Below are 22,488 nucleotides of genomic sequence, written 5' to 3' on the forward strand. Positions count from 1 at the left end.
ATTGCCCGGTTATTTACCTATTTGTGTGAAGGATTTTCCCATGGCGGTGTTGCCAGAACTTGAAGCATTTCTAGAACTCGCCGAGTTCGGCCGGATGACCGGCAAAAGTCGCGCGATGCATGAACAGTCGCCGCAACAGGCGCGGATCGATTTCGAAGCGTCGTCGGGGTTTCTCGATGTGCCGCTGGACAGCGTTGCCTGCGCGGACTTCACCATCGCTGCGCGAGATGGCCACAGCCTGTCGGCAAGGGTGTATCGCGACGGGCAATCGGTCGATGGGCTGCAACCGGTGGTGTTGTATTTTCATGGCGGTGGCTACGTGGTCGGCAGCCTCGATTCCCATGATGCGCTGTGCCGGCGGCTGGCCTCCCAAGGCGGTTTTGCCTTGTTGACGGTGGATTATCGCCTGGCGCCGGAATGGCGGTTCCCGACGCCGGTGCAAGATGCCTGCGATGCGGGGAACTGGCTGGTGCGTGAAGGCGCGGCACATGGCCTGGACGCAACGCGGGTGGCCGTGGCCGGTGACAGCGTGGGCGCGACGCTGGCCACGGTGTTGTCGATCATGGCGGTGTGTGAACCTGAGGAACTGGCGTTGAAACCCAAGGCGCAATTGTTGGTGTACCCGGTGACGGATGCGACGACCAAGCGCGCGTCGCATCGGGATTTCGCCGAGGGTTATTTGCTTGAGACGCCGACGCTGGATTGGTTCTATGCGCATTACGGGCGCACACCGCAAGACCTGGCGGATTGGCGCTGCTCGCCGTTGCTGGCGGAGGATCTGTCGGGCGTGGCGCCGGCGCTGGTGTACCTGGCCGGGCATGATCCGTTGCATGACGAAGGGCTGGCGTATGCGGATCGGCTGCGAGTGGCGGGGAATGAGGTGACGTTGCTGGAACAGCCTGGGATGACCCATGACTTTTTGCGCATGGCGGGGTTGTTGGGGGAAGTGGAAGGGATTCATGCGGAAGTGGCGGGGTGGGTGCGTTCGCGGGTGTGAATGATCGTTCCCACGCTCCGCGTGGGAATGCCGCCAGGGACGCTCCGCGTTCCGCTTCGGGATGTGACGCAGAGCGTCACGGGATGCATTCCCACGCAGAGCGTGGGAACGATCAATAGCGCGTGTTTAATTCCCCGCAAGGTTACTTCCTGAAAGCTACAACGCCTTGCGTCGTTGCCTACAGGTACGCCAGAATCCGCCGGCTTGTGCGCCTTGAGCCTGGGTCTTATCGTTTCCCGGTCGCTGGAAATCAGTGTCCGGATTTGACCGTCCGAGTCAATCAAGGCGTGCACATGCCCAAGAGAAGTTCAGGCTTTTTGCGGTGGCTGTGCGGGGGACACCTCCGGGTGTGCCGGATACCTTGATTTCCGGTCGGTCAACCCGCGTACAGCTGCCACCTTATTCGTTTGACCGCGGACGGTCGCAGCTCCACTAATCAAGGAGCACCACTATGTTCAAAGCCACGCCACGCACACCCAGCACCATGTTCATCGTCAATCCAGAGCTCGATACCGAAACCCTGCTGGCCCATGCGTGCGAATCGCTGGCCTCGGCCAATGTCATGACCATGGATCTGGCGGATCATATGGACGGGCCGAGTCGCAACTCCCTGCTGGGCATTGCGCAAGTCATCATGCTGGGGGAGCTGGCGGTGAACCGGGCACTGGATCAGCTCGACCCACCGGCTTAACCGAGCTAACTGATCGTTCCCACGCTCTGCGTGGGAATGCCTCAAGGGACGCTCTGCGTTCCAGCTCTGGAAAGGGACGCGGAGCGTCCCGGGCTGCATTCCCACGCGGAGCGTGGGAACGATCAATCAGCCATAAAAAATGCCCGTATCTCGCGATACGGGCATTTTTCATTTCAGCTCAGCCACTCAGAAATCATACTTCGCGGTGAGCTGCAGGTTGCGTGGCTCGCCGTAGAACGTGGTGCCGAAGTTGCCCAGGCCCGTTTGGTACTTCTTGTCGAAGATGTTGTAGGCATTGGCGGTGAAGCTCAGGTGTTCGTCGTACTGATAACGGGTCATCAGGTCCACGAGGGTGTAGCCACCTTGCTTGAGCATGGTGCTGCCGCCCTCGCCACCGCCCACGTTGGGGCTGTAGCTCTGGCCGTAAAAAGCGCTCTGCCAGCTGATGCCGCCACCGACGGTGAACTGGTCCAGCGCGCCGGGCAGACGGTAGGTGGTGAACGTACGAATCACGTGTTCCGGTTTGCTGGTGGCCAGCGGGAAACCGAAGATGCGTTGTTCGTCCTTGTCACGAGTGCGGGCGTAGGTGTAGCCGGCAGACACGTTCCAGTCCTGAGCCAGTTCGCCGGCCAGTTCCAGTTCCACACCATTGGTGGTGGCGCCGTCGGTGGCTTTGAAAATGCCGTCGCCGGTATTCAAATCGGTGCCGACCGATTGAGCGACGTTGTCCTGCTCAATGCGGAAGAAGGCCAGGCTGGCGTTCAGTTTTCCTTCGAAGTAGGCCGCTTTCAGACCGGTTTCGTAGCTGTCGCCTTCGACCGGTGCCAGGGTCGAACCGTTGATGTCCTTGTTGATCTGAGGTTGGTAGATCTTGGTGTAGCTGCCGTAGACCGAGTAGGTATCGTTCAGGTCATAGACCACACCGGCGTAAGGCGTGACAACGCCATGTTCCTTGTAGCTGGCGTGAGTGTCGGTGAGGGTGCCGCCCGGATAGTACGAGTAGTCCTCGTTGTACTTGAAGGTGCTCAGACGGCTGCCGAGGATGAACGACAGGTCGTCGGTCGGACGCAAGCGCGTGGCCAGGTAAAGACCGTTCTGGCTCTGGGTGCGTTCGTACTTGCCGTTTTTCGGGAAGTCCTGTTTCGCCAGGCTACCGTTCCAGTCATAGATGCTGCCCGGCACCAGTTCGAAGGCGCTGGTGTCGTACGTTGAACCGGTCTGGCGCGAGTGGGACGCCATGAAGCCGGCCACCAGTTCGTGCTCGCGACCGCCCAGGGTGAACGGTCCGGAGACGTTCACGTCAGCCGTGTTCTGCACGCGATGACCTTCCCAGCGACCCCAGTAAAGGAAATTGCCTTCGCCTGTGGCGCGGTCCGCAGAACCCCCGCTGGCCGAGGCCAGTTGGGTATCGTGATCGGTGGTTTTCTGGTCGAAGCTGGCCTTGAACTTCCAGTCATTGGCCAGTGCCTGTTCCAGCGACGAGAAGTAGGTGACGCTGTCGAAATCACGACGGCTCCAGTCGGCGCCGGGGTTGAAACTGCGAGAGAAGTCGGTACGGCCGCCGTCGGTGAAGTACGGCGCGTTACCGGTCCAGGAGCTGCCGCGCGGGGTGGCACTGGACTTGTCGACGCCGAGGGTCAGCAGGGTGTCGTCGGTCAGGTCGGCTTCGAGGATGCCGTAGAACAGGTCTTTCTTCTGGCTGTAGTGGTCGATGTACGAATCTTTATCCTGGAGGGCGCCGACGAAGCGGCCGCGCACGCTGCCGGAATCGTTCAGCGAACCGGAGATGTCGCCTTCGGTGCGGTAGTTGTCCCAGTAACCGGCGGTGGCGCTGACCGACGCTTTGAAGTCCTTGGTCGGCTTCTTGCGCACCAGGTTGACGGTGGCGGACGGGTCGCCCGAGCCGGTCATCAGGCCGGTAGCGCCTTTGATCACTTCGACGCGATCGAGGCTGGCGGCGTCGTCGCTGTTGTTGGGGTTCTCACCGTAAACGCCGTCGTACGGGAGGTTGATGCCATCGTACTGGTAGTTGGTGATGGCGAAGCCACGGGCCGAAAACTCGGTACGGTCACTGTCGTACTTCTGCGCCGTGACGCCGGGGGTGTTGCGCAATACGTCGCCGACGCTGGTTGCGCCGCGATCATCCATTTGCTGACGCGTCACCACGGTCACCGATTGCGGCGTTTCACGCAGGGTCAGTGGCAGCTTGGTCGCGGTGGTGGTGGCGCCGGTGGTGTAGGAACCGGTGTCCTCAGTGGTCAGGCCCAGGGCCTGGCCGGAAATGGTGGTTGCGCCCAGTTGCAGGCTCGAGCCGCCGCCGGACACCAGGGTGACGCTGTTGCCGTTGATCTGGAACGAGATGCCGGTGCCTTGCAGTAGGGCCTTCAGGGCATCGGACGGTTCCAGGGAACCAGACACTGCGCGGGACTTGATCCCTGCAACCTGATCCGGGCTGTAGAGGATTTGCAGATTGGTCTGCATGCCCAACTGGGTCAGCGCGTTGGAAAGCGGCTGGACTGCAATGTTCACTTTCACAGGTGCAGCATTGGCCATCGAGCTCCCCAGCAAGGCGGCGGTCAGCAGTACGCTAGTGAACAGGGTGCGATGCAAAGTCGGGCGCTGTACGGCCAGCGCGAGAGGTGTGCGGCGTGTTTGAGGTCGCATTACTTACCTGAGCTCCTGAAAAAGTGTTGTGCAGAGTTTTTGCTAATAGGAATGATTATTAGACGCAGCACGAACGTAAAACCGGAAAGAAACCGGGAAAATAAATATCCGAAGGGTGGAACAAGTGGGAACGCCCGTACTTGTAGGAGCACGGCTTGCCGGCGATGGCGTCCTCAAAATTGCCATCGCCGGCAAGCCGTGCTCCTACAGAGGCGTTTATTCAGGCGGGGGCCAGCTCGGTGACGACCCGTCCGTTTTCCATGCGCACCAGTTGATCCGCCACGTCGAAGTAACGGTCATCGTGGGAGATCACGATGATGGTCTTGCCCAGGCGTTTAAGGTCCGGCAGCAGCTCGGTGTAGAAAATCCGGCGGAAGGTTGGGTCTTGGTCGGCCGCCCATTCATCGAACACCAGCACCGGACGTTCCTCCAGCCAGGCATTGACCAGGGCCAGGCGCTTGCGCTGGCCGGTGGAGAGATCGGTGGTGGTGAAGTTGCCGTCCTTGACGCTGACCTTGTGCGCGATCTCCAGCCGTTGCAGGTATTTGTTGGCGTCTTCGGGGATGTGCGTATCGCCCTGGACCACGTCATCGAACAGGTAGTAGTCGGCAAAAATCGTGGTGAACAACTGGCGATAGTCATCGCGATTCTGCGCGTCGATCGCCTCGCCATTGACGCGGATTTCGCCCTGTTGAGGTGTGTACAGACCCAGCAGTAGCTTGATCAGGGTGGTCTTGCCGCAACCGTTCTCGCCGACAATAAAGGTGATGTCGCCTTGCTTGATCGTCAGGTTCACCGGCCCTAGCTGGAAAGGGGCAGCGCCTTCGGCCGCCGGGAAGCTGAAACGAACATCGGCCAGTTTCAGTTCGTGAACCGCTTGCTTGACGTTGCCTTTATCGCTGAGCAGCAGATGAGGTTCCGGGGTGGAAAACTGCTCCGACAGTTCGGCGATGCGGCGGAAAGCGATCTGCGCGCGGCTGACGATCGGCAAGGTGCTGATCAAATGCTCCAGCGGGCCTTTCATATAAAGCAGCACCAGCACGAAGCCGCTCATCACGGTTTTATCGGCACTCGGCCAAAAGGTTTGCAGCGCGAGGGCCAGGCCGATGACCACGAAGAACAGCATCGAGCCGAAGGTCTTGGCGATCACGAAAGTGTTGATCGAACGCACCTGGGTGTTGCAGATGAACTCGGCCGTGGCCTTGATGCCCGAGACGAACATGCGCTGGCGGCGTGGGCGATGAATGCGCAGTTCCTTGGCGCCTTCGGCAATCGCGTTGTAGTGCTTTTGCAGTTCATCTTCGGCCTCACGGGCGGCCATGAAACCCTGAACACCTTTGCTCTGGGCGTAGGCCTGAATTGCCGTGCCGATCAGGATGGCGGCGACCATGATCAGGAACATCGGCCACGACAGAATGGCCAGGTAGCCCATGCAGCCGAGGGTCACGGTGACGGAAATCGCCAGCGGCGCGAAGGCGAAGGCGAAGTCGCTGATGGTGTCGACGTCGTGGGTCAGCACCGGGATCAGGCGGTGGCTGCGATAGCGCTCGATCTGTTCGATCGGTGCCGACAGGACCTTTTCACCCAACTGTTTGCGCAGCTTGGCGATGATGTGCTGGCCGACATAGTTGGTGCCGATGTCCGAGCAGATCGAACTGGCCAGCGCCAGCAGGCACAGGCCGGCGAACAGGGCGACCACGCCTTGGGTCAGGCCGGTGTCCGAATGCAGGGCGTTGTTGATGGTCGCCAGCAATACCGTGACGCTCAGGCCGCCGACCATGCCCAGGAAAATGGATGCGGCGACGATGAGCCGAAAGGGTTTCAACAGGGCGAACAATTCGCCGATGGCGCCACGGGTAGGCTGGGTCATGGAAGACAGTTCCTTGGGTCGTGAAGGCAGATACCCAGTAGAACGTCTGGTGGAAGGCTTAATTTAGCGGGGGGCCGACTGGCGGCGGGGCAATGGTCACTGACTCCACACACACACACACACACAACCTTGTAGGAGCTGAGCTTGCTCGCGATAGCGGACTATCAGTCGACATCACTATCGACTGAACGGCAGTCATCGCGAGCAAGCTCAGCTCCTACAAGGTTGTGTGGGGTTATGGCTTAGAGATCACGCACGATGCGGAAACCCATCCAGTCGCCGCGCTCTTGCGGGTACTGGCTGTTGCGGTTGCCGGAGCGGGAGAACACCGGTGCTTCACCCCAGTCGTTGCCGCGAATCCGCACGGCTTCGCATTTGGGTTCGACCCAGGCGCTGCCATCGGTGGGCGCACCGACGTAATCCGGGTGTTCGCAGTCTTCTACCCATTCGTAAACGTTGCCGTGCATGTCGTACATGCCAAAGGCGTTTGGCGGGTAGCTGCCCACTGGCGAGCTGAAGCTGTAACCGTCCGCCGGGCCATAGGTGTTGGCGTGCTTGGCGATGCTGTATTCCTTGCCCTCATCGAACGGGAAGGGGAACGGCCCTTTGCTGCCGCCACGTGCGGCATATTCGCGTTGGGCCTCGCTGACCATGCGGTACGTCTGCCCGGTTTTTTTCGACAGCCAGGCGACGTAGTTTTTCACGTCGTCGAAGTTCATGCACACCGCCGGCTGGCGCGGACTTTGCGGATAGCGCGGCTTGCTGGCGACGCACTCGCGACCCGGTCGGGTATCGCCGTTGGCGATGGTCACGCCACTCTCGCGCACGTAGCTGTCCCATTCACCGGCGGTGACCTGGAAGCGGCTCATGGCGAACGGTTTGGCAAAAGTCACCTCATGCATCGGACCTTCATCGGGTTCGCGACCGACTTCATCGTCCGGTGTGCCCATGGTGAAGGTGCCGGCCGGCAGCACGACCATTTCCGGGCAGTCTCGGCAGTCTTTGAACACCTTGCCCGGTTGCGCGGGCGCGGCAGCCTGGGCGGCAGTCGGCAGCAGACCGGCCATGAGGGCGGACAAGGCGAGGGCCTTGAGCGGCAAGGTCAATTGATCTCGGTTCATGAGTCATCTCGATATAAAAAACAGGTGTCACGCCAGGCCCAATGTGGGAGTGAGCCTGCTCGCGATCGGGCCATCAAATTCAACATTGATGGTGACTGATCCACCGCTATCGCGAGCAGGCTCGCTCCCACAGGGTTCTGCGTCATGGCGTCAGGAGGTCTTGCTCAGCAGGGCCATGAAACGGTCGATATCGTTTTCGGTGTTGAGCAAGCCGGGGGCGATGCGGATCACCGGGCCGACGTCGCGGTCCACCGAGTCGCAGACCACGCGGTTTTCCATCAGCTGGACGGCGACTTTTTCGCAGTCGCGATCCTTGATCCGGAAGAAGGTAAAACCGGCCGACAGGTCCGGGCTTTTAGGCGTTACAAGCTCGATCTGCGGGTGCTCCAGCAAGCGGTTTTTCGCATAGGTATTGAGCGCATGGATGCGCGCCTGCACCTCGGCCTTACCCAGGTCCAGGTGCAGCTTGAAAGCTTCATTCAGGGCCCAGCGATGCTCAAAGCTGTGATAGCCGCCGGGGGTCATGAGGGTCGAGAAGGTGGTGGCTTCGGAGAACGTCGGAATGGTCGGCGTCACGTCCTTGAGCTCGGTCGAACGGGCGCAGATGATCCCGGTACCGCGCGGGCCGAACATCCATTTGTGCGTGCCGGCGATGAAGAAATCGCAGTGCATGTCGGGGAAGTCGAGGTCCTCGACGCCGAAGCCATGGACGCCGTCGACCACATACAAGATGCGGTCCTTTTCCTCGCGGTTGCGATTCTGTTCGTCCACCAGTTTGCCGATCTCTCCGATCGGCAGTTTCACGCCGCTGCCCGATTGCACCCAGGTCATGCCGAGCACTCGGGTTTCCGGGCGAATGCCTTTGGCAATCGAGCCCAGCACTTCATCCACGGAAATGCTGTGGCTGTTCTCGAATAGCTTGAGTTTGCGAACCTTGACCCCATCCTTTTGCTGGCGGTAAGCCAAGGCATAGTGGGTGGCGTAGTGTTCGTGTTCGCTGGTGAGGATTTCCTGGTCGGGGCGCACATGAATGCCGCCGTAGATCAGCGAAAGGCCTTCGGTGGTGCTGCCGGTGAGGGCGATCTGCTCGGGCTTGGCCTTGAGGTAGCGACCGGCCCAGACGCGCACTTCCTGCTCGCGCTTTTCGGTTTCCCCCAGGTCCCAGTCCATGGCCCGGCCGGGGTTGCGGTCGAGGTTGGCGCGGTGCATGTCGATGGCGTCACGCACCGGTTTGGGGTGTGAGGTCACCAGAAAGTTGGCGAAGTGCAGGTAATCCGGGTCCTGATTGAACATCTGGCGTAGTTGCGCCCATTTATTCTTCGGCAGCGGCGCCGGATTGGCGGCCAGCGCCGGCAGGTTCACGGCAGCGCCCAAGGGCAGGCCGGCCGCGAGAATACCGGCCTGCTTGAGGAATGAACGACGGTTGGTCATGAGCTCGGTTCGCTTCTGCAAAAGAGAGAATCAGTTTTTCGCCACAGGCTTGGAAGACTTCTGCACCTGGTCCCAGACCCGCAGGAAGTTGCCGCCCCAGAGCTTGGCGATATCGGCTTCGCCATAGCCGCGACTGATCAGCTCGGCCGTTACGTTGCGTGCCTCGCTGACGTCTTTCCAGCCGTCCAGACCGCCGCCGTCGTTGAAGTCGGAACTGATGCCGACATGGTCGATGCCGATTTTCTTCACCGCGTAGTCGATCGCGTCGCCGTAGTCCTTGAGCGTGGCCTTGGGTTCTTCATCGACAATCGCATAGAGCTGGCTGGCGTACTCGCCGAAGCGTTGCTCGGACCAGACGGTGATCACCGGATCGCCCGGCATCAGCGCCATCTCCAGGCTTTGCAGCGGTTGCAGGTCGAAGCGTGCGCGCAGGGCGTTGAGTTTGTCCTGGGTGGCCTGGCTGAGCGGGCGGATGTAGGTCGGGAAACCGACAATCTGCACCACGCCGCCGCTGTTCTTGATCAGCTGCATTTCCTGGTCGCTGAGGTTGCGCGGGATGTCCACCAGCCCCCGTGGTGCCGAGTGGGACGCGACCATCGGTGCACGGCTCAGTTGGGCAACTTGCTCCAGGGCCTTGGTCGACATCTGCGAAACGTCGATGATCACGCCGAGGTCGTTGAGGCGGTGCACGGCCTGCTTGCCGATCTCCGAGAGGCCGCCGAGGGCGTCGCGGGAATCATTGAAAAACGGCAGCGGCCGGGACGAATCAGCCCAGGCGTTGTTGCCCACATAGCTGAAGCCGAACATGCGCATGCCGCGCGCCGCCCACTTGTCCAGGGCGTTCAGGTCGTTGCCCAGCGGATAGGCGTTGAGCATGCTCATGAAGATCGCGAACTTGCCTTCGCCATGCAGGCGTCGGAAGTCGTCGGGGGTGTAGGCGATGGCAACCTGATTGGGGAAGTCGCGAACCATTGTGCTGATGATTTTGTAGCGGGTTTCCTGCTCGAACCGTGCTTCGTCGACGAAACCGGCGGTTGGGCGGTGCGGGGCGTTGGCGCCGTTCCAGATTTCCGGCCAGCCGAAAATCGTCAGGGCTGCACCGGACAGGCGTCCGCGCCCGGTCTTGACCAGGTCGAACTGCCCGGTGCCGTCCTTGTCCGCTTCATTGCCGGCGGTGCCGAAGTCCAGCGGGACGGTGACGTGGCTGTCGAAGGAAAGGATTCGCTCGTGCAGCTCATCGGCCTGTTTCATCACCTTGACCGGGTAACCGGGATTGTCCTTGAACCAGTAACCCCAGGCCGCAAAGCCTGCACCGGCGCTGATTGCCAGGGCCAGCGGCAGGCCGATGTAAAGAGCCTTTTTCGAACGTGGTTTTGTCATTGCCGTCTCAGTCAGGTTCGCCGTTGGGGAGCAGGCGCAGGGGCCTTTGCTATCTGGGAAGAACGAGTGGCCCGTCCAATAATTTAGGTGTTTGTGCCGGCCTCATCGCGAGCAAGCTTTGCTCCTACAGGTTTGTGGTTGCCGCCCAAGACCTGTAGGAGCAAAGCTTGCTCGCGATGCTTTTAAATTTTTGGAGGCAACAAACGTTCTAGCTTGGATAAAGCCTGCTTCATGGCTGACACAGGTAGGGCAATGACGATTTCTCGACGATGGTTCATGACAGGCCTGGCGCTGACCGGCGCCGCCGTGCCTGCGGCTTTTTATGGGCATCGTGAATGGACGAAACCGGATCCGACGATTACCCCCGGCGAAGCGTCATTCGATGTCGCGGATGTCGCTGGCCAGCACTTGGCGAACACCTTGCGCGGTGTCTGGCAGATCCGTTTCGAAGGTCGTGATGCCGGCATTGAAGGCCTGCCACGGGACGGGCTGGAGGTGTTTCTCGACATCGGTCACAAAGGCCGGGGCTTGAGCGGGTGCCTCGACACCGCCGAGCGTTTGCGTTCGAGCGAAGCGCCCCGTTACCGGGTGCTCGGCGATCTGGCCGGCGCCAAACCGGCGCAATTGAGCTGGCGGCTGCTCAGCGCCAGCGGCGCAGCGGATTACGAATTCAGCATGGCGCTGGACGAAGTCTGGGCCGGTTTCGGCAATGCTGGCAGCGGCACCCTCAGTGGTCGGGTGTTGAATCTGGATCGTCCGTTGATGTTGACGGCCCAGGACAATCGCTTCATTGCCGTCAAACGCGTGTTCCCCGAAGCCCGCGAGCGCACCGGTCTCAATCCGCCACTGCTGGCCTGGCTGGTGTCCCCGGAGCATCGGCTGTTTCACCAGCTCTGGCATGCCTCCCGGGACAAATGGCACACGTTGTCCGAAGACAAGCGCGGCGCCCTGCGCGGCATTGGCTGGCAGCCTGGCCCGCGAGACAAGGAGCGTGATGCCCGTGGCGCGCGCAAGGATCGTAACGGCTCGGGTGTGGATTTCTTCTTCATGCACCGGCACATGCTCGGCACGGCGCGCTCCCTGCAAGATTTGCCGTCCTGGTCGCACTTCCCGCTGCCGCAGCCGGAACTGGCGCGTGATCGCGTTGGCTTCGCCCGTTATTTCGACAACCACGACGGCACCGCGCTGCCGCCGACCTGGCTGGCCGACGACGATGCCGAGTACTCGCAATGGGTCAGCGACATCAAGACCGCCGAGACCTACCACAGCAATTTCCAGGTCTGGGAATCGCAGTACCGCGATCCGCGTTATCTGTCGAAATTGACCCTGGGTCAGTTCGGTTCAGAGGTGGAGTTGGGGCTGCACGACTGGCTGCACATGCGTTGGGCCTCGGTGCCGCGTGATCCGTCCAACGGTCAGCCGGTGCCGTTTGCCCGGGATCCGGCGGACTTTTCCGCGCGCTGGTATGCGCCGGAAAACGACTTCCTCGGCGACCCGTTTTCGTCCCATGTGAACCCGGTGTTCTGGCATTTCCATGGCTGGATCGATGATCGTCTGGAAGACTGGTTCCGTGCGCACGAGCGCTTTCATCCGGGGGAGGTCAGTCGGCTTGAGGTCAATGGCGTGGCGTGGTTTGCGCCTGGGCGTTGGGTCGAGATCGACGACCCGTGGCTCGGTCCGAGTACCCATGGTTGCAGTACTACGCCGGGGTTACAGGCCGGCAAGTCGGTGGAGATGGACCCGGAAACCATGAAGCTGGCGTTGCGGATTACCTTTGGTGACGACGAGAAGAAACTGGCGGATCTGTTCCGCAAGGTGCCGCAACGTCCTTGGTATGCGCGGCATTTGAAGGCTAAACCAGTCGTTACATGATCGTTCCCACGCTCTGCGTGGGAATGCCTCAACGGACGCTCCGCGTTCGGCTCTCGATGGGACGCAGAGCGTCCCGGGCTGCATTCCCACGCGGAGCGTGGGAACGATCATTTTCTAGAGTGTCTGCCACCCGCCGCCGAGCGCTTTGTACAACGCAATACTCGCCTGCAACCTCGACAACCGCAGTTGCACATTCAAATCCTGCGCCGCATACAGCGTGCGCTGTGTCTCCAGCACCGCCAGCAAATCCTCGGCACCGGCCTGGTAACGGCTTTGCGCAATGTTGAACGCGGTCTGCGCCTGGTTCAGTTCTTCACCTTGCCACTGCCGCTGCTCGTCCAGACCGCGAATGCTGTTCAACGCTTTTTCCACGTCGGCGAAGCCATTGATAATCGCCCCGCGGTACGTCTCCAGCAGTTCCTCCTGGCGGGCCGTGGCTTTATCGCGCTCGGCGCTCAAGCGACCATTGTTGAAGACCGGCGCAAGCAATCCGGCGGTGAGGTTGTAGAAAGGATTGCGCAGCATGTCCGCCGCGCGATCCGCGCCCGATCCGAGTTCCGCGCTCAACGTGACCTTCGGTAGCATCGCCGCGCGGGCGACGGTGACGTCGGCTTGTGCGGCGGCCAATTGCGCTTCGGCGCGGGCGATGTCCGGGCGACGGCTGATCAGCTCGCTGGGCAGGCCAGCGCCAATGGTCGGCCATGACAATTGATCAAAGCGTTCCTGGCCCAAAGACAATTCCTGCACCGGCCGACCGAGCAGGGCGGCAAGGCTGATCTGTGCGTCCTGAGCCTGTTGCTGCACCAACGGCAATTGCCGTTGTTGCGCGGCGACCAGGCTCTTCTGCTGCGCCAGTTCCAGCGCGGTTGCCGAGCCTGAGTCAAAACGTGTCTGCACCAGTTTCAAAACATTCTGCGCGTTCGCCAGATTCAACTCGGCGATGCGACTTTGCTCACGTAACGACAAGCTTTGCGCGTAGCTGTTGGCGACGCCGCTGAGCAGCGTCAACTCCACCGTCGCTTGATCGAATTCGCTGGCCTGCAAGCCGAATTGCGCACTGTCGCGGGAAGCGCGTTGGCCGCCCCAGAAGTCGACTTCGTAAGTGGCGCTGAGGTTGGCGTTAAAGTAATCGACGGCCTTGTTATCGCCGTCGGCATCGAGCTGGCTGTAGCCGTTGCCGCGCAATAGTTTCTGCCGATTGGCGTTCAGGCCGGCCTTGACCTCCGGCAGCTGCGAGCCGCCGGCAATCACGGTGTCGGCTTGCGCTTGACGCACCCGAGCGATAGCGGCGGCCAGATCGAAACTGCCGACCCGCGCCTGTTCGATCAAGTGATCAAGCTCCGGGCTGCCGAACTGCGTCCACCATTGCAGGTTGCTGCGAGTAGCGCTTTGAGTGTGTGGCGATTGCCAGGCGGCGGGCGGCTGGAGGCCGCTGTCCGGACGCTGGGCGGGACTGCCGCAGGCGCCGAGCAACAGGCAGAGAGTCAGCAAACTGAGTTGCGGCTTCATGGATAGATCATTCACTGGTAAGGGCCGTGACCGGGTCGAGTCGGGCAGCTTTGCGGGCCGGCATGAAGCCGAAGACAACACCGGTGACCAGGGCGCAGCCGAAGGCGCCGAGCACCGCTATCAAGGAGAACGCGACGGCGACTTCGCTGAGGATCAGCACACCACCGACGATCAGCGCCAGGGCAATCCCGGCGAGCCCGCCGACCACCGAGAGCATCACCGCTTCGGTGAGGAACTGGCGCAGGATGTCCCGTTGTCGGGCGCCGGTGGCCATGCGGATACCGATCTCACGAGTGCGTTCGCGCACGGTCATCAGCATGATGTTCATCACACCGATCCCGCCCACCAGCAACGAAATCGCGGCAATCGAGCCGAGCATCAGCGACAGGGTATTTTGCGTACGTGCTTCGGCCTGGATCATTGCCGCGTTGTTGGTCAGTTCGAAATCCTTTTTGCCGTTGTGCAGGCGCAGCATCAATTGCTCGATGGCTTTTTCCGTCTCTTTGACCTTGCGCGCATCGGCGGCGGCGATGGCCACGTATTCGGGGTTGTGGGTGCCAAACAGTCGGACACTGGCAGCGGAGTAGGGGATGGCGATGCGGTCGTCGCTGTCGGAGTCGCCGGAGCTGGCGCCTTTTTCCGCGAGCACGCCGACCACCTGGAATGGCACGTTCTCGATCAGGATGTATTGGCCGATCGGGTTGGCGACGTCCTTGAGCAACTTGGTCCGCACCTTGTTGCCGATGACTGCGACGGCTGCTGCGTTGCGTTCATCGTCCTGAGTGAAGTAGCTGCCTTCCACCACCGGCCAGTTGAAAATCGCCGGGAAGTTGGTGTCGTTGCCGCCGACGTAACTCAAGTGGTCGAGGTTGCCGAAACGCACCCCGGCCTCCTGGCCGTTGACCGGCATGATCCGTGTCACTTGCGGCAAGCTTCCCACCGCCGCGACATCATCCAGGGTGACGATGCCCTGCGGCGTTCGCGGATTCGGTGACGAGCCACCGAGGTAAATGATGTTGGAGCCGAACGCGCCCATTTGCGCCATCACCTGGCGCTTGCTGCCTTCACCGACGGCCAGCATGACCACCACCGACGCGACACCGATGATGATGCCGAGCAGCGTCAGTGCGGTGCGAAAGCGGTTGATCCACATCACCCGCCACGCGGCTTGCACCGCATCGACCAGTTCGCCTTTCCAGGCCCCGGTGGCTTCGGCGCCTTCGGTGAGGCGCTTGCGCAGATCCACCGCTTGCAGCGCGCCGGGATTGGCCGAGGTCTGTGCTTCGGGGTTGTCGCGGGCGCTGTCGCTGATGATCAGCCCGTCGCGAATTTCGATGATGCGTTTGGCCCGGGCTGCGACTTCGCGGTCGTGGGTGATGAGGATCACCACGTGGCCCTGGCTCGCCAGTTCGTCGAGCAGGGTCATGACCTCGGCGCCGCTGTGGCTGTCGAGGGCGCCGGTGGGTTCGTCGGCGAGAATGATGTGGCCGCCGTTCATCAAGGCGCGGGCGATGGACACCCGTTGTTGCTGGCCGCCGGAGAGCTGGTGCGGACGGTTGCCGGTGCGCGAGGCCAGGCCGAGGCGGTCGAGCAGGGCGGCAGCGCGGGCGTGGCGTTCGGCGGCCGGTAAGCCTGCGTAGATCGCAGGCATCTCGACGTTTTCCTGGGCCGAACCGGACGGGATCAGGTGATAACCCTGGAACACAAAGCCGAAGGCTTCGCGGCGCAGCCAAGCCAGTTCGTCGCTGTCGAGTGCGGCAACGTTTTCCCCGGCGAATCGATATTCGCCCGACGTGGGGCGGTCGAGGCAGCCGAGGATGTTCATCAGCGTCGACTTGCCGGAGCCGGAGGCACCGACGATCGCCACGAATTCCCCGGCATGGATCGACAGGTCGATGCCGCGCAGCACGTGAACTTCCGGTGAATCGCCGCCGCCGTAGGCTTTGCGGATGTCGTGCAGGTCGATCAGGGGCGTCAGCATTCAGCCGCCACTCCCGTCGGCCGGGCCGATCAACAGGTGATCGCCTTCCTGCAAGCCATCGAGGATCTGCACCCGCAGGCGATCGCTGATGCCGGTACGGACGTCGCGCTGCTGGATGCTGCCGTTTTTGGCGACGACCTGGGCAATTTGCATATTCGCTTCAGTGCCGGCCTGCAACGCCGCGACAGGCGCAGTCAGGGTGTTTTTCGCCTGATCCGAAACGAAGAAGACCTGGGTGGTCATTTCCGCCATCAACGCGTTGTCGGCGTTATCGACGTCGAGCAATACGGTGTACAGCACCACGCGAGCGCTGCCGCTTTTGCTCGAACTGGCGGGGCTGCCGCCGCCCTGGCTGGTCTGGTCCAGTGGCTTGGGCGGCACCGGCAAAATTTGCCGCACGGTGCTGTTCCAGCGACGGTTGCCGCCGCTGAGGGTGGTGAACCAGGCCGTCATCCCGGGTTTGACGTGACCGATGTCGGCTTCCGATACCTCGGCCCAGACGGTCATCGGCGACAACTTGGCGATGCGCAGAATCAGTGGCGTTTGTTGCTGGGCGTTGAGGGTCTGGCCCTCACGGGCGTCGAGTGCGACGACGGTTCCGCTCATGGGCGCATAGATTCGGGTGTAACCCAGTTCCGCCTGATCGCTGCGCAGGCTGGCCTGGGCCTGGCGGATCTGTGCCTGGAACATGTCGATGCGGGCCTGGGTGGCGCGCAGTTCAGCCTCGGCGGTCTGCACGTCTTCTTCGCGGGTGGCGCCACCGGCCTTGAGGTTTTGCTGACGCTGGAATTTCTGCCGGGCGAGGTCGTGCTGCGCCCGTTGTTCCTGCAGCTGTGCCTTGAGGTTTTCGATGGAGAAACGCCCGGCGTCGAGTTTGGCCTGTTGCGTGGACGGATCGATTTCCACCAGCAACTGGCCTTCCTTCACCACATCGCCGACTTCCACGTGGATCTTGTGGATCTGCCCGGACGCCTGGGCACCGACGTCGACATAACGTCGAGGTTGCAGGGTACCCAAGGCCGTGACGCTGCTTTCGATGTCGGCGCGGGTGACCTGAACGGTGGCGAACTGGTCGCGGCCGGGCGGGATGATCTGCCAGGCGGCGACGGCGATAACGGGGATCAGACAAAGTGCTACAAGCAGGGCGCGTCGGGTCTGTCGGGGACGTTTCATGCAGGGTTCCGGCCAATGAGTATCGGCCCGTCGCTCAGCCTGCGCACAAAATCGGGCAACAGCAGAGCGCTGTCGGGGGGCCGACAGAGACGGGGAGCTGTCCTGTAAACGATGAACGTACCGGGGAATTTAGGCCTCGACACAATCAAACTGTGGGAGCGGGCTTGCTCGCGAATGGGGCCTCACATTCAACAGGGTATGTGACTGACACACCGCCTTCGCGAGCAAGCCCGCTCCCACAGGTTTATGACTATTTGTGGGTCAAGGTGAAGCAATACTTTAAATCTATATGAGAATTACTATAAATTACGCACCTCAAATTGCCACTATCGTGCCATTGCCTATTTCGGCGGTCGCCGGTCTGGCTCAAGGATAGAAACCGCACCCCTGCGGCCGGGAGTCATGTTGGAAAACTACTATCGCGAGCTGGTGTGTTTTTTGAACGCCAAGCTGGGCAACCGTCAGGTGGCCGAAGATGTGGTGCATGACGCTTATCTGCGGGTACTGGAGCGGTCCAGCGACACGCCGATCGAGCAGCCTCGGGCGTTTCTGTATCGCACCGCGCTCAACCTGGTGATCGATGACCATCGGCGCAATGCCCTGCGTCAGGTCGAATCGCTGGAAGTGCTCGACAACGAAGAGCGCTACTTCACCCCATCCCCTCATCACAGCCTCGATCACGGTCAACGCCTGGAGATGCTCCAGCGTGCATTGGCGGAATTGCCACGGCTGTGCCGCGAGAGTTTCCTGCTGCGCAAGATCGAAGGTCTGTCACACCCGGAGATCGCCGAACACCTCGGTATTTCTCGCGCGTTGGTGGAGAAGCACATCGTCAATGCAATGAAGCATTGCCGGGTGCGGATGCTGCAATGGGACGCCCATTGATCATTCGCGGTTAAATTTTTTTTCATTGTCCTCGTTCCATACCAACAGACGATCTGCTGTCCTGCTCAAGGCCGGTCAGGTCACTTAGGCTTACTCCCCGCTGCTTCGGGGGTTCATCCAGAGGACACTGGAAATGACACAGGCAATTGCATCGCCCATCGTTCACGACCTGATCGGCGTCGGTTTCGGCCCTTCGAACCTGGCGCTGGCCATCGCTCTGCAAGAACGCGGGCCGAGTCAGGGCGAACTGGATGTTCTGTTTCTCGACAAGCAGGCCGACTACCGCTGGCACGGCAACACCCTGGTGACCCAGAGCGAGTTGCAGATCTCCTTCCTCAAGGACCTTGTGACCCTGCGCAACCCGACCAGCCCGTACTCCTTCGTCAACTACCTCAAGCACCACGGTCGTCTGGTGGACTTCATCAACCTGGGCACCTTTTATCCGTGCCGCATGGAGTACAACGATTACCTGCGCTGGGTCGCCGGGCAATTCGAAGCTCAGAGCCGCTACGGCGAAGAAGTGCTGACCATCGAGCCGGTCCTGCACAACCAGCAGGTCGAAGCGCTGCGGGTAATCTCGCGCGATACCCAAGGTCAGCAGCACGTTCGCACCGCCCGTTCGGTGGTGGTCAGTGCCGGCGGAACACCGCGTATTCCCGAAGCGTTCAAGGCGCTCAAGGGTGACAGCCGGGTGTTCCACCACTCCCAGTATCTGGCGCAGATGGCCAAGCAGCCGTGCGTGAACAACCAGCCGATGAGCATCGCGATCATCGGTGGCGGGCAGAGCGCGGCGGAAGCGTTCATCGATTTGAACGACAGCTTCCCGTCGGTGCAGGTGGACATGATCCTGCGTGGCTCGGCCCTGAAGCCGGCGGACGATAGCCCGTTCGTCAACGAAGTGTTCTCGCCGGAGTTCACTGATCTGGTGTTCCAGCAGGCGAGCAGCGAGCGCGAGCGTCTGGTCAACGAGTACCACAACACCAACTATTCGGTGGTGGACATCGACCTGATCGAACGCATCTACGGCATCTTCTATCGCCAGAAAGTCTCGGGCATCGCGCGCCATGCGTTCCGCACCCTGACCACCGTCGATAAAGCCACCGCCACCGAGCGCGGTATCGAGTTGGCCGTGCGCAACAACGCCACCGGTGAAGTTACGGTTCGTCATTACGATGCCGTGGTGCTGGCCACCGGTTATGAGCGCCAGATGCATCGCAAACTGCTGGCGCCGCTGGAGCAATACCTGGGTGACTTCGAGGTAGACCGTAATTACAAACTGATCACTGACGAGCGCTGCAAGGCCGGCATCTATATGCAGGGCTTCTGCCAGGCGAGCCATGGTTTGAGCGACACCTTGCTGTCGATCCTGCCGATCCGCGCCGATGAGATTGCCGGTTCGCTGTATGACCATGGCAAGTCCCGTGGGCATGGTCGGTCGGTGATGGATTTGTTGCTAGCCACCGCCAGCTGAACCCTCCACTGATCGTTCCCACGCTCTGCGTGGGAATGCCTCAAGGGACGCTCCGCGTTCCAGCTCTCGAAAGGGACGCGGAGCGTCCCGGGCTGCATTCCCACGCGGAGCGTGGGAACGATCAGACGATCTGCGCAGTAAAGCTGAACCCTTCCTGAAGAACCCCGCGATTCCCCCACCAGACGCCTTTCCTTCGTTTACTCTCCAGAAATCGGGGCGTAAGCTTCGCGCGTTTTCAATCAATAGCGGAGACCCACAGTGGGTACTTGTTCGAGTGACAGTAGTCGGCCGGTTTCGATAACCGGCACCTTCCCGGCAAGATAACGCGCAACTTTTTTGTGCCGTTGTCTCGCCGAAAAGCGAGCAGCGGCATCCCGATCGCGGCCAGTCCTGGTCCGTGTCCCGACGTCCCTCTCATCGACGCTGAACCGTGCGTGATGTTCGACTTTGTGTCGTCATCGCGGCGTATCGACACGCCTGCTCGACGGTTTCCCGGCTGACCCTGGGGGAACTGCCATGAACCTGACCCTGCTCAAAGAATTCTTCGCCGGATTCCTGCGCACCCGCCACATCGCCCGACACTTCCGTCGCCTGGCGCTGCTGGAGAGCTTCACCGACACCACGGTCAGCCGCGAGGTGCCGCCCACCCTGGCGCAAACCCTGGTGAGTGCCGCCAACAGCGACACCGGCCGACTGCTGGACAACCTCGGCAGCCACACCGATGGCCTGAGCGAACTCGAAGCCGATGTACTGCGCGTGCAATTCGGCCTCAACGAAGTCGAGCACGAACAGCCTCTGCCGTGGTGGACCCACTTGTGGCACTGCTACAAAAACCCGTTCAACCTGCTGCTGACGTTGCTCGCGGTCATCTCCTGGCTGACCGAAGACATGAAAGCCGCCATCGTGATTTTCTCCATGGTGGTGCTCTCGACCTTGCTGCGCTTCTGGCAGGAAACCAAATCCAACCAGGCGGCCGACGCGCTCAAGGCGATGGTGAGCAATACCGCCACGGTGTTGCGTCGGGATGCGCAACGTACCGAGCTGCCGATCAAGCAACTGGTGCCAGGCGACCTGATCGTGCTCTCGGCCGGTGACATGATTCCCGCCGATTGCCGGGTGCTCGGCGCCAAGGACTTGTTCGTCAGCCAGGCCGCGATGACGGGCGAATCGATGCCGGTGGAAAAATTCCCTCGTCAGCAGGACAGTGACACCCGCAACCCGCTGGACCTCGACAACATCCTGTTCATGGGCACCAACGTGGTGTCCGGCACGGCCATGGCGGTGATTCTCACCACCGGCAACAACACCTATTTCGGCGCCCTGGCGCAGCGGGTTGGCGCTACAGATCGCGCACCCACCTCATTCCAGACCGGGGTTAACAAAGTCAGTTGGCTGCTGATCCGCTTCATGTTCGTCATGGCGCCGCTGGTGTTGTTCATCAACGGCTTCACCAAGGGCGACTGGACCGAAGCGTTGCTGTTCGCGCTGTCGATTGCCGTGGGTCTGACCCCGGAAATGCTGCCGATGATCGTCACCTCGACCCTGGCCAAGGGCGCAGTGTTCCTGTCGCGTAAAAAAGTCATCGTCAAACGCCTCGACGCGATCCAGAACTTCGGCGCCATGGACGTGCTGTGCACAGACAAGACCGGCACCCTGACTCAGGACAAGATCTTCCTGGCGCGCAATGTCGATGTCTGGGGCAACGATTCCGATGACGTGTTGGAAATGGCCTACCTCAACAGCTACTACCAGACCGGCCTGAAAAACCTGCTGGACGTGGCGGTGCTGGAACACGTGGAAATCCACCGTGAACTGAAAGTCGGCACAGCGTTTCGCAAGGTCGACGAGATCCCGTTCGACTTCACTCGCCGACGCATGTCGGTGGTGGTCGCCGAGCAAGATCATTCGCACCTGCTGATCTGCAAGGGCGCGGTGGAAGAAGTGCTGGCGGTGTGCACGCGGGTGCGTCACGGCGAGGTCGATGAAGCACTGAGCGATGAATTGCTGGCGCGGATTCGTCAGGTCACCGCATCGTTCAACGCCGAAGGACTTCGTGTCGTCGCCGTCGCCGCACGGCCAATGATTGAGGGCCGCGACACCTACAGCCTGGCGGATGAGCAGGAACTGACGTTGATCGGTTACGTGGCGTTTCTCGATCCACCCAAGGAAAGCACCGCACCAGCCCTCAAAGCCCTGGCCGCTCACGGCGTGGCCGTGAAGGTGCTGACCGGCGACAACGAACTGGTGACCGCGAAGATTTGCCGCGAAGTCGGCCTGGAGCAGCAAGGCCTGCTGATGGGCAACGACATCGAGCGCATGAGCGACGCCGAACTGGCGGTAGCGGTGGAGACCACCAACGTCTTCGCCAAACTCACTCCGTCGCACAAAGAGCGCATTGTGCGTTTGCTCAAGGGCAACGGTCATGTGGTCGGTTTCATGGGGGACGGCATCAACGACGCGCCAGCGCTGCGCACCGCCGACATCGGCATTTCGGTGGACAGCGCCGTCGACATCGCCAAGGAAGCGGCGGACATCATCCTGCTGGAGAAAAGCCTGATGGTGCTGGAGGAGGGTGTGCTGGAAGGGCGACGGACCTTCGCCAATATGCTCAAGTACATCAAAATGACTGCCAGCTCGAACTTCGGCAATGTGTTCTCGGTGCTGGTGGCCAGCGCGTTTATTCCGTTCCTGCCGATGCTGCCAATGCACCTGCTGGTGCAGAACCTGCTCTATGACATTTCGCAGATCGCCATCCCGTTCGATAACGTCGATGAAGAAATGCTGAGCAAACCGCAGCGCTGGCAGCCAGCGGATGTTGGCCGGTTCATGCTGTTTTTCGGACCGATCAGCTCGGTCTTCGACATCACCACGTTTGCCTTGATGTGGTACGTCTTCGACGCCAATACCCCGGACCATCAAACTCTGTTCCAGTCCGGCTGGTTCGTGGTCGGGCTGCTGACCCAGACCCTGATCGTGCACATGATCCGCACGCCGAAAATCCCGTTCCTGCAAAGCCGCGCAGCGATGCCACTGATGGTGATGACTGGAATCATCATGGCCGTCGGAATTTTCCTGCCGATGGGACCGCTGGCGCACTACTTCAAATTGCAGGCGCTGCCGTCGCTGTACTTCGTGTTCCTGCCGGTGATTTTGCTGGCATACATGGCGCTGACCCAAGCGGTGAAAGGGTTCTACATTCGCCGGTTTGGCTGGCAGTAAACAAGCAGCGGTCGCTCAGCGAGGCAACTTATTGTGGCGAGGGGGCTTTTCTGTGGGAGCGAGCTTGCTCGCGATAGCGGTCTGACAGTCACCTGAATAGTGAATGTGCCACCGTCATCGCGAGCAAGCTCGCTCCCACAGGGCTAGCCATTCCTGACTCCTGAACTCCTGATACCGGATGAGGAGTCCGTTTTTTAGGAAAAGTCCTACAGAAAGCTCAGCGG

13 protein-coding genes and 1 pseudogene are annotated in these 22,488 nt (G+C 61.1%); 6 read left to right on the forward strand and 8 right to left on the reverse strand.

Annotated features, from left to right (window positions below; genetic code table 11):
• Positions 1-40: 40 nt before the first annotated feature.
• On the forward strand, positions 41-997 hold the full coding sequence (locus CKW16_RS23570; protein WP_095131067.1) for an alpha/beta hydrolase: 957 nt from the start codon (positions 41-43) through the stop codon (positions 995-997).
• A 460-nt stretch (positions 998-1,457) separates the two neighbouring features.
• Positions 1,458-1,688: pseudogene (locus CKW16_RS23575) on the forward strand (DUF6124 family protein); the annotation flags it as partial.
• Positions 1,689-1,874: 186 nt separating this feature from the next.
• Here CKW16_RS23575 and CKW16_RS23580 read toward each other — a convergent pair.
• The 5 genes from CKW16_RS23580 to pvdM form a co-directional block, all read right to left on the reverse strand.
• Positions 1,875-4,352: a TonB-dependent siderophore receptor gene (locus CKW16_RS23580; protein WP_095131069.1), complete on the reverse strand. Its 2,478-nt coding sequence runs from the start codon at positions 4,350-4,352 to the stop codon at positions 1,875-1,877.
• A 220-nt stretch (positions 4,353-4,572) separates the two neighbouring features.
• Positions 4,573-6,222 carry a cyclic peptide export ABC transporter gene (locus tag CKW16_RS23585; RefSeq protein ID WP_095131071.1) on the reverse strand — a complete coding sequence of 550 codons (1,650 nt, stop codon included), beginning with the start codon at positions 6,220-6,222 and terminating at the stop codon, positions 4,573-4,575.
• Positions 6,223-6,464: 242 nt separating this feature from the next.
• Positions 6,465-7,343: a formylglycine-generating enzyme family protein gene (locus tag CKW16_RS23590; protein ID WP_095131073.1), complete on the reverse strand. Its 879-nt coding sequence runs from the start codon at positions 7,341-7,343 to the stop codon at positions 6,465-6,467.
• Between the two features lie 150 nt (positions 7,344-7,493).
• Complete coding sequence (locus tag CKW16_RS23595) at positions 7,494-8,774, reverse strand: aminotransferase class V-fold PLP-dependent enzyme (RefSeq protein ID WP_095131075.1); 1,281 nt, start codon at positions 8,772-8,774, stop codon at positions 7,494-7,496.
• Between the two features lie 30 nt (positions 8,775-8,804).
• The gene (gene pvdM, locus CKW16_RS23600; protein ID WP_095131077.1) at positions 8,805-10,154 is read right to left on the reverse strand and encodes a pyoverdine-tailoring dipeptidase-like protein PvdM; all 1,350 of its coding nucleotides are present in this window, start codon (positions 10,152-10,154) and stop codon (positions 8,805-8,807) included.
• A gap of 252 nt (positions 10,155-10,406) precedes the next feature.
• On the opposite strand from pvdM, the gene CKW16_RS23605 reads away from it, so the two are divergent.
• Positions 10,407-12,026, forward strand: coding sequence for a PvdJ/PvdD/PvdP-like protein (locus CKW16_RS23605; RefSeq protein ID WP_095131079.1), 1,620 nt, complete (start codon positions 10,407-10,409; stop codon positions 12,024-12,026).
• A gap of 114 nt (positions 12,027-12,140) precedes the next feature.
• Here CKW16_RS23605 and CKW16_RS23610 read toward each other — a convergent pair whose 3' ends face one another.
• The 3 genes from CKW16_RS23610 to CKW16_RS23620 are packed head-to-tail and all read right to left on the reverse strand — an operon-like array spanning position 12,141 to position 16,689.
• Positions 12,141-13,535: an efflux transporter outer membrane subunit gene (locus tag CKW16_RS23610; RefSeq protein WP_095131081.1), complete on the reverse strand. Its 1,395-nt coding sequence runs from the start codon at positions 13,533-13,535 to the stop codon at positions 12,141-12,143.
• Between the two features lie 7 nt (positions 13,536-13,542).
• The gene (locus tag CKW16_RS23615) at positions 13,543-15,516 is read right to left on the reverse strand and encodes a MacB family efflux pump subunit (protein WP_095131083.1); all 1,974 of its coding nucleotides are present in this window, start codon (positions 15,514-15,516) and stop codon (positions 13,543-13,545) included.
• Positions 15,517-16,689, reverse strand: a complete 1,173-nt coding sequence (locus CKW16_RS23620) for an efflux RND transporter periplasmic adaptor subunit (RefSeq protein WP_095131085.1) — start codon at positions 16,687-16,689, stop codon at positions 15,517-15,519.
• Between the two features lie 402 nt (positions 16,690-17,091).
• On the opposite strand from CKW16_RS23620, the gene CKW16_RS23625 reads away from it, so the two are divergent.
• The 3 genes from CKW16_RS23625 to mgtA all read left to right on the forward strand — a co-directional run bounded on the left by CKW16_RS23625 (position 17,092) and on the right by mgtA (position 22,264).
• Entirely contained in the window at positions 17,092-17,574 is a 483-nt protein-coding gene (locus CKW16_RS23625) for a sigma-70 family RNA polymerase sigma factor (RefSeq protein ID WP_056741950.1), read from the forward strand.
• Positions 17,575-17,707: 133 nt separating this feature from the next.
• Entirely contained in the window at positions 17,708-19,045 is a 1,338-nt protein-coding gene (locus CKW16_RS23630) for a lysine N(6)-hydroxylase/L-ornithine N(5)-oxygenase family protein (protein ID WP_095131087.1), read from the forward strand.
• A gap of 516 nt (positions 19,046-19,561) precedes the next feature.
• The gene (mgtA, locus tag CKW16_RS23635) at positions 19,562-22,264 is read left to right on the forward strand and encodes a magnesium-translocating P-type ATPase (protein WP_095131089.1); all 2,703 of its coding nucleotides are present in this window, start codon (positions 19,562-19,564) and stop codon (positions 22,262-22,264) included.
• Positions 22,265-22,488 lie beyond the last annotated feature (224 nt).

This window comes from Pseudomonas sp. Irchel s3h14 (assembly GCF_900187425.1).
Lineage (GTDB): Bacteria > Pseudomonadota > Gammaproteobacteria > Pseudomonadales > Pseudomonadaceae > Aquipseudomonas.

Coding starts and splice junctions, on each gene's coding strand:
- CKW16_RS23585 (WP_095131071.1), bottom strand. CDS start 6,222: ATGACCCAGCCTACCCGTGGCGCCATCGGCGAATTGTTCGCCCTGTTG.
- CKW16_RS23595 (WP_095131075.1), bottom strand. CDS start 8,774: ATGACCAACCGTCGTTCATTCCTCAAGCAGGCCGGTATTCTCGCGGCC.
- CKW16_RS23590 (WP_095131073.1), bottom strand. CDS start 7,343: ATGAACCGAGATCAATTGACCTTGCCGCTCAAGGCCCTCGCCTTGTCC.
- CKW16_RS23620 (WP_095131085.1), bottom strand. CDS start 16,689: ATGAAACGTCCCCGACAGACCCGACGCGCCCTGCTTGTAGCACTTTGT.
- CKW16_RS23570 (WP_095131067.1), top strand. CDS start 41: ATGGCGGTGTTGCCAGAACTTGAAGCATTTCTAGAACTCGCCGAGTTC.
- CKW16_RS23610 (WP_095131081.1), bottom strand. CDS start 13,535: ATGAAGCCGCAACTCAGTTTGCTGACTCTCTGCCTGTTGCTCGGCGCC.
- CKW16_RS23605 (WP_095131079.1), top strand. CDS start 10,407: ATGACGATTTCTCGACGATGGTTCATGACAGGCCTGGCGCTGACCGGC.
- pvdM (WP_095131077.1), bottom strand. CDS start 10,154: ATGACAAAACCACGTTCGAAAAAGGCTCTTTACATCGGCCTGCCGCTG.
- CKW16_RS23615 (WP_095131083.1), bottom strand. CDS start 15,516: ATGCTGACGCCCCTGATCGACCTGCACGACATCCGCAAAGCCTACGGC.
- CKW16_RS23630 (WP_095131087.1), top strand. CDS start 17,708: ATGACACAGGCAATTGCATCGCCCATCGTTCACGACCTGATCGGCGTC.
- mgtA (WP_095131089.1), top strand. CDS start 19,562: ATGAACCTGACCCTGCTCAAAGAATTCTTCGCCGGATTCCTGCGCACC.
- CKW16_RS23580 (WP_095131069.1), bottom strand. CDS start 4,352: ATGCGACCTCAAACACGCCGCACACCTCTCGCGCTGGCCGTACAGCGC.
- CKW16_RS23625 (WP_056741950.1), top strand. CDS start 17,092: ATGTTGGAAAACTACTATCGCGAGCTGGTGTGTTTTTTGAACGCCAAG.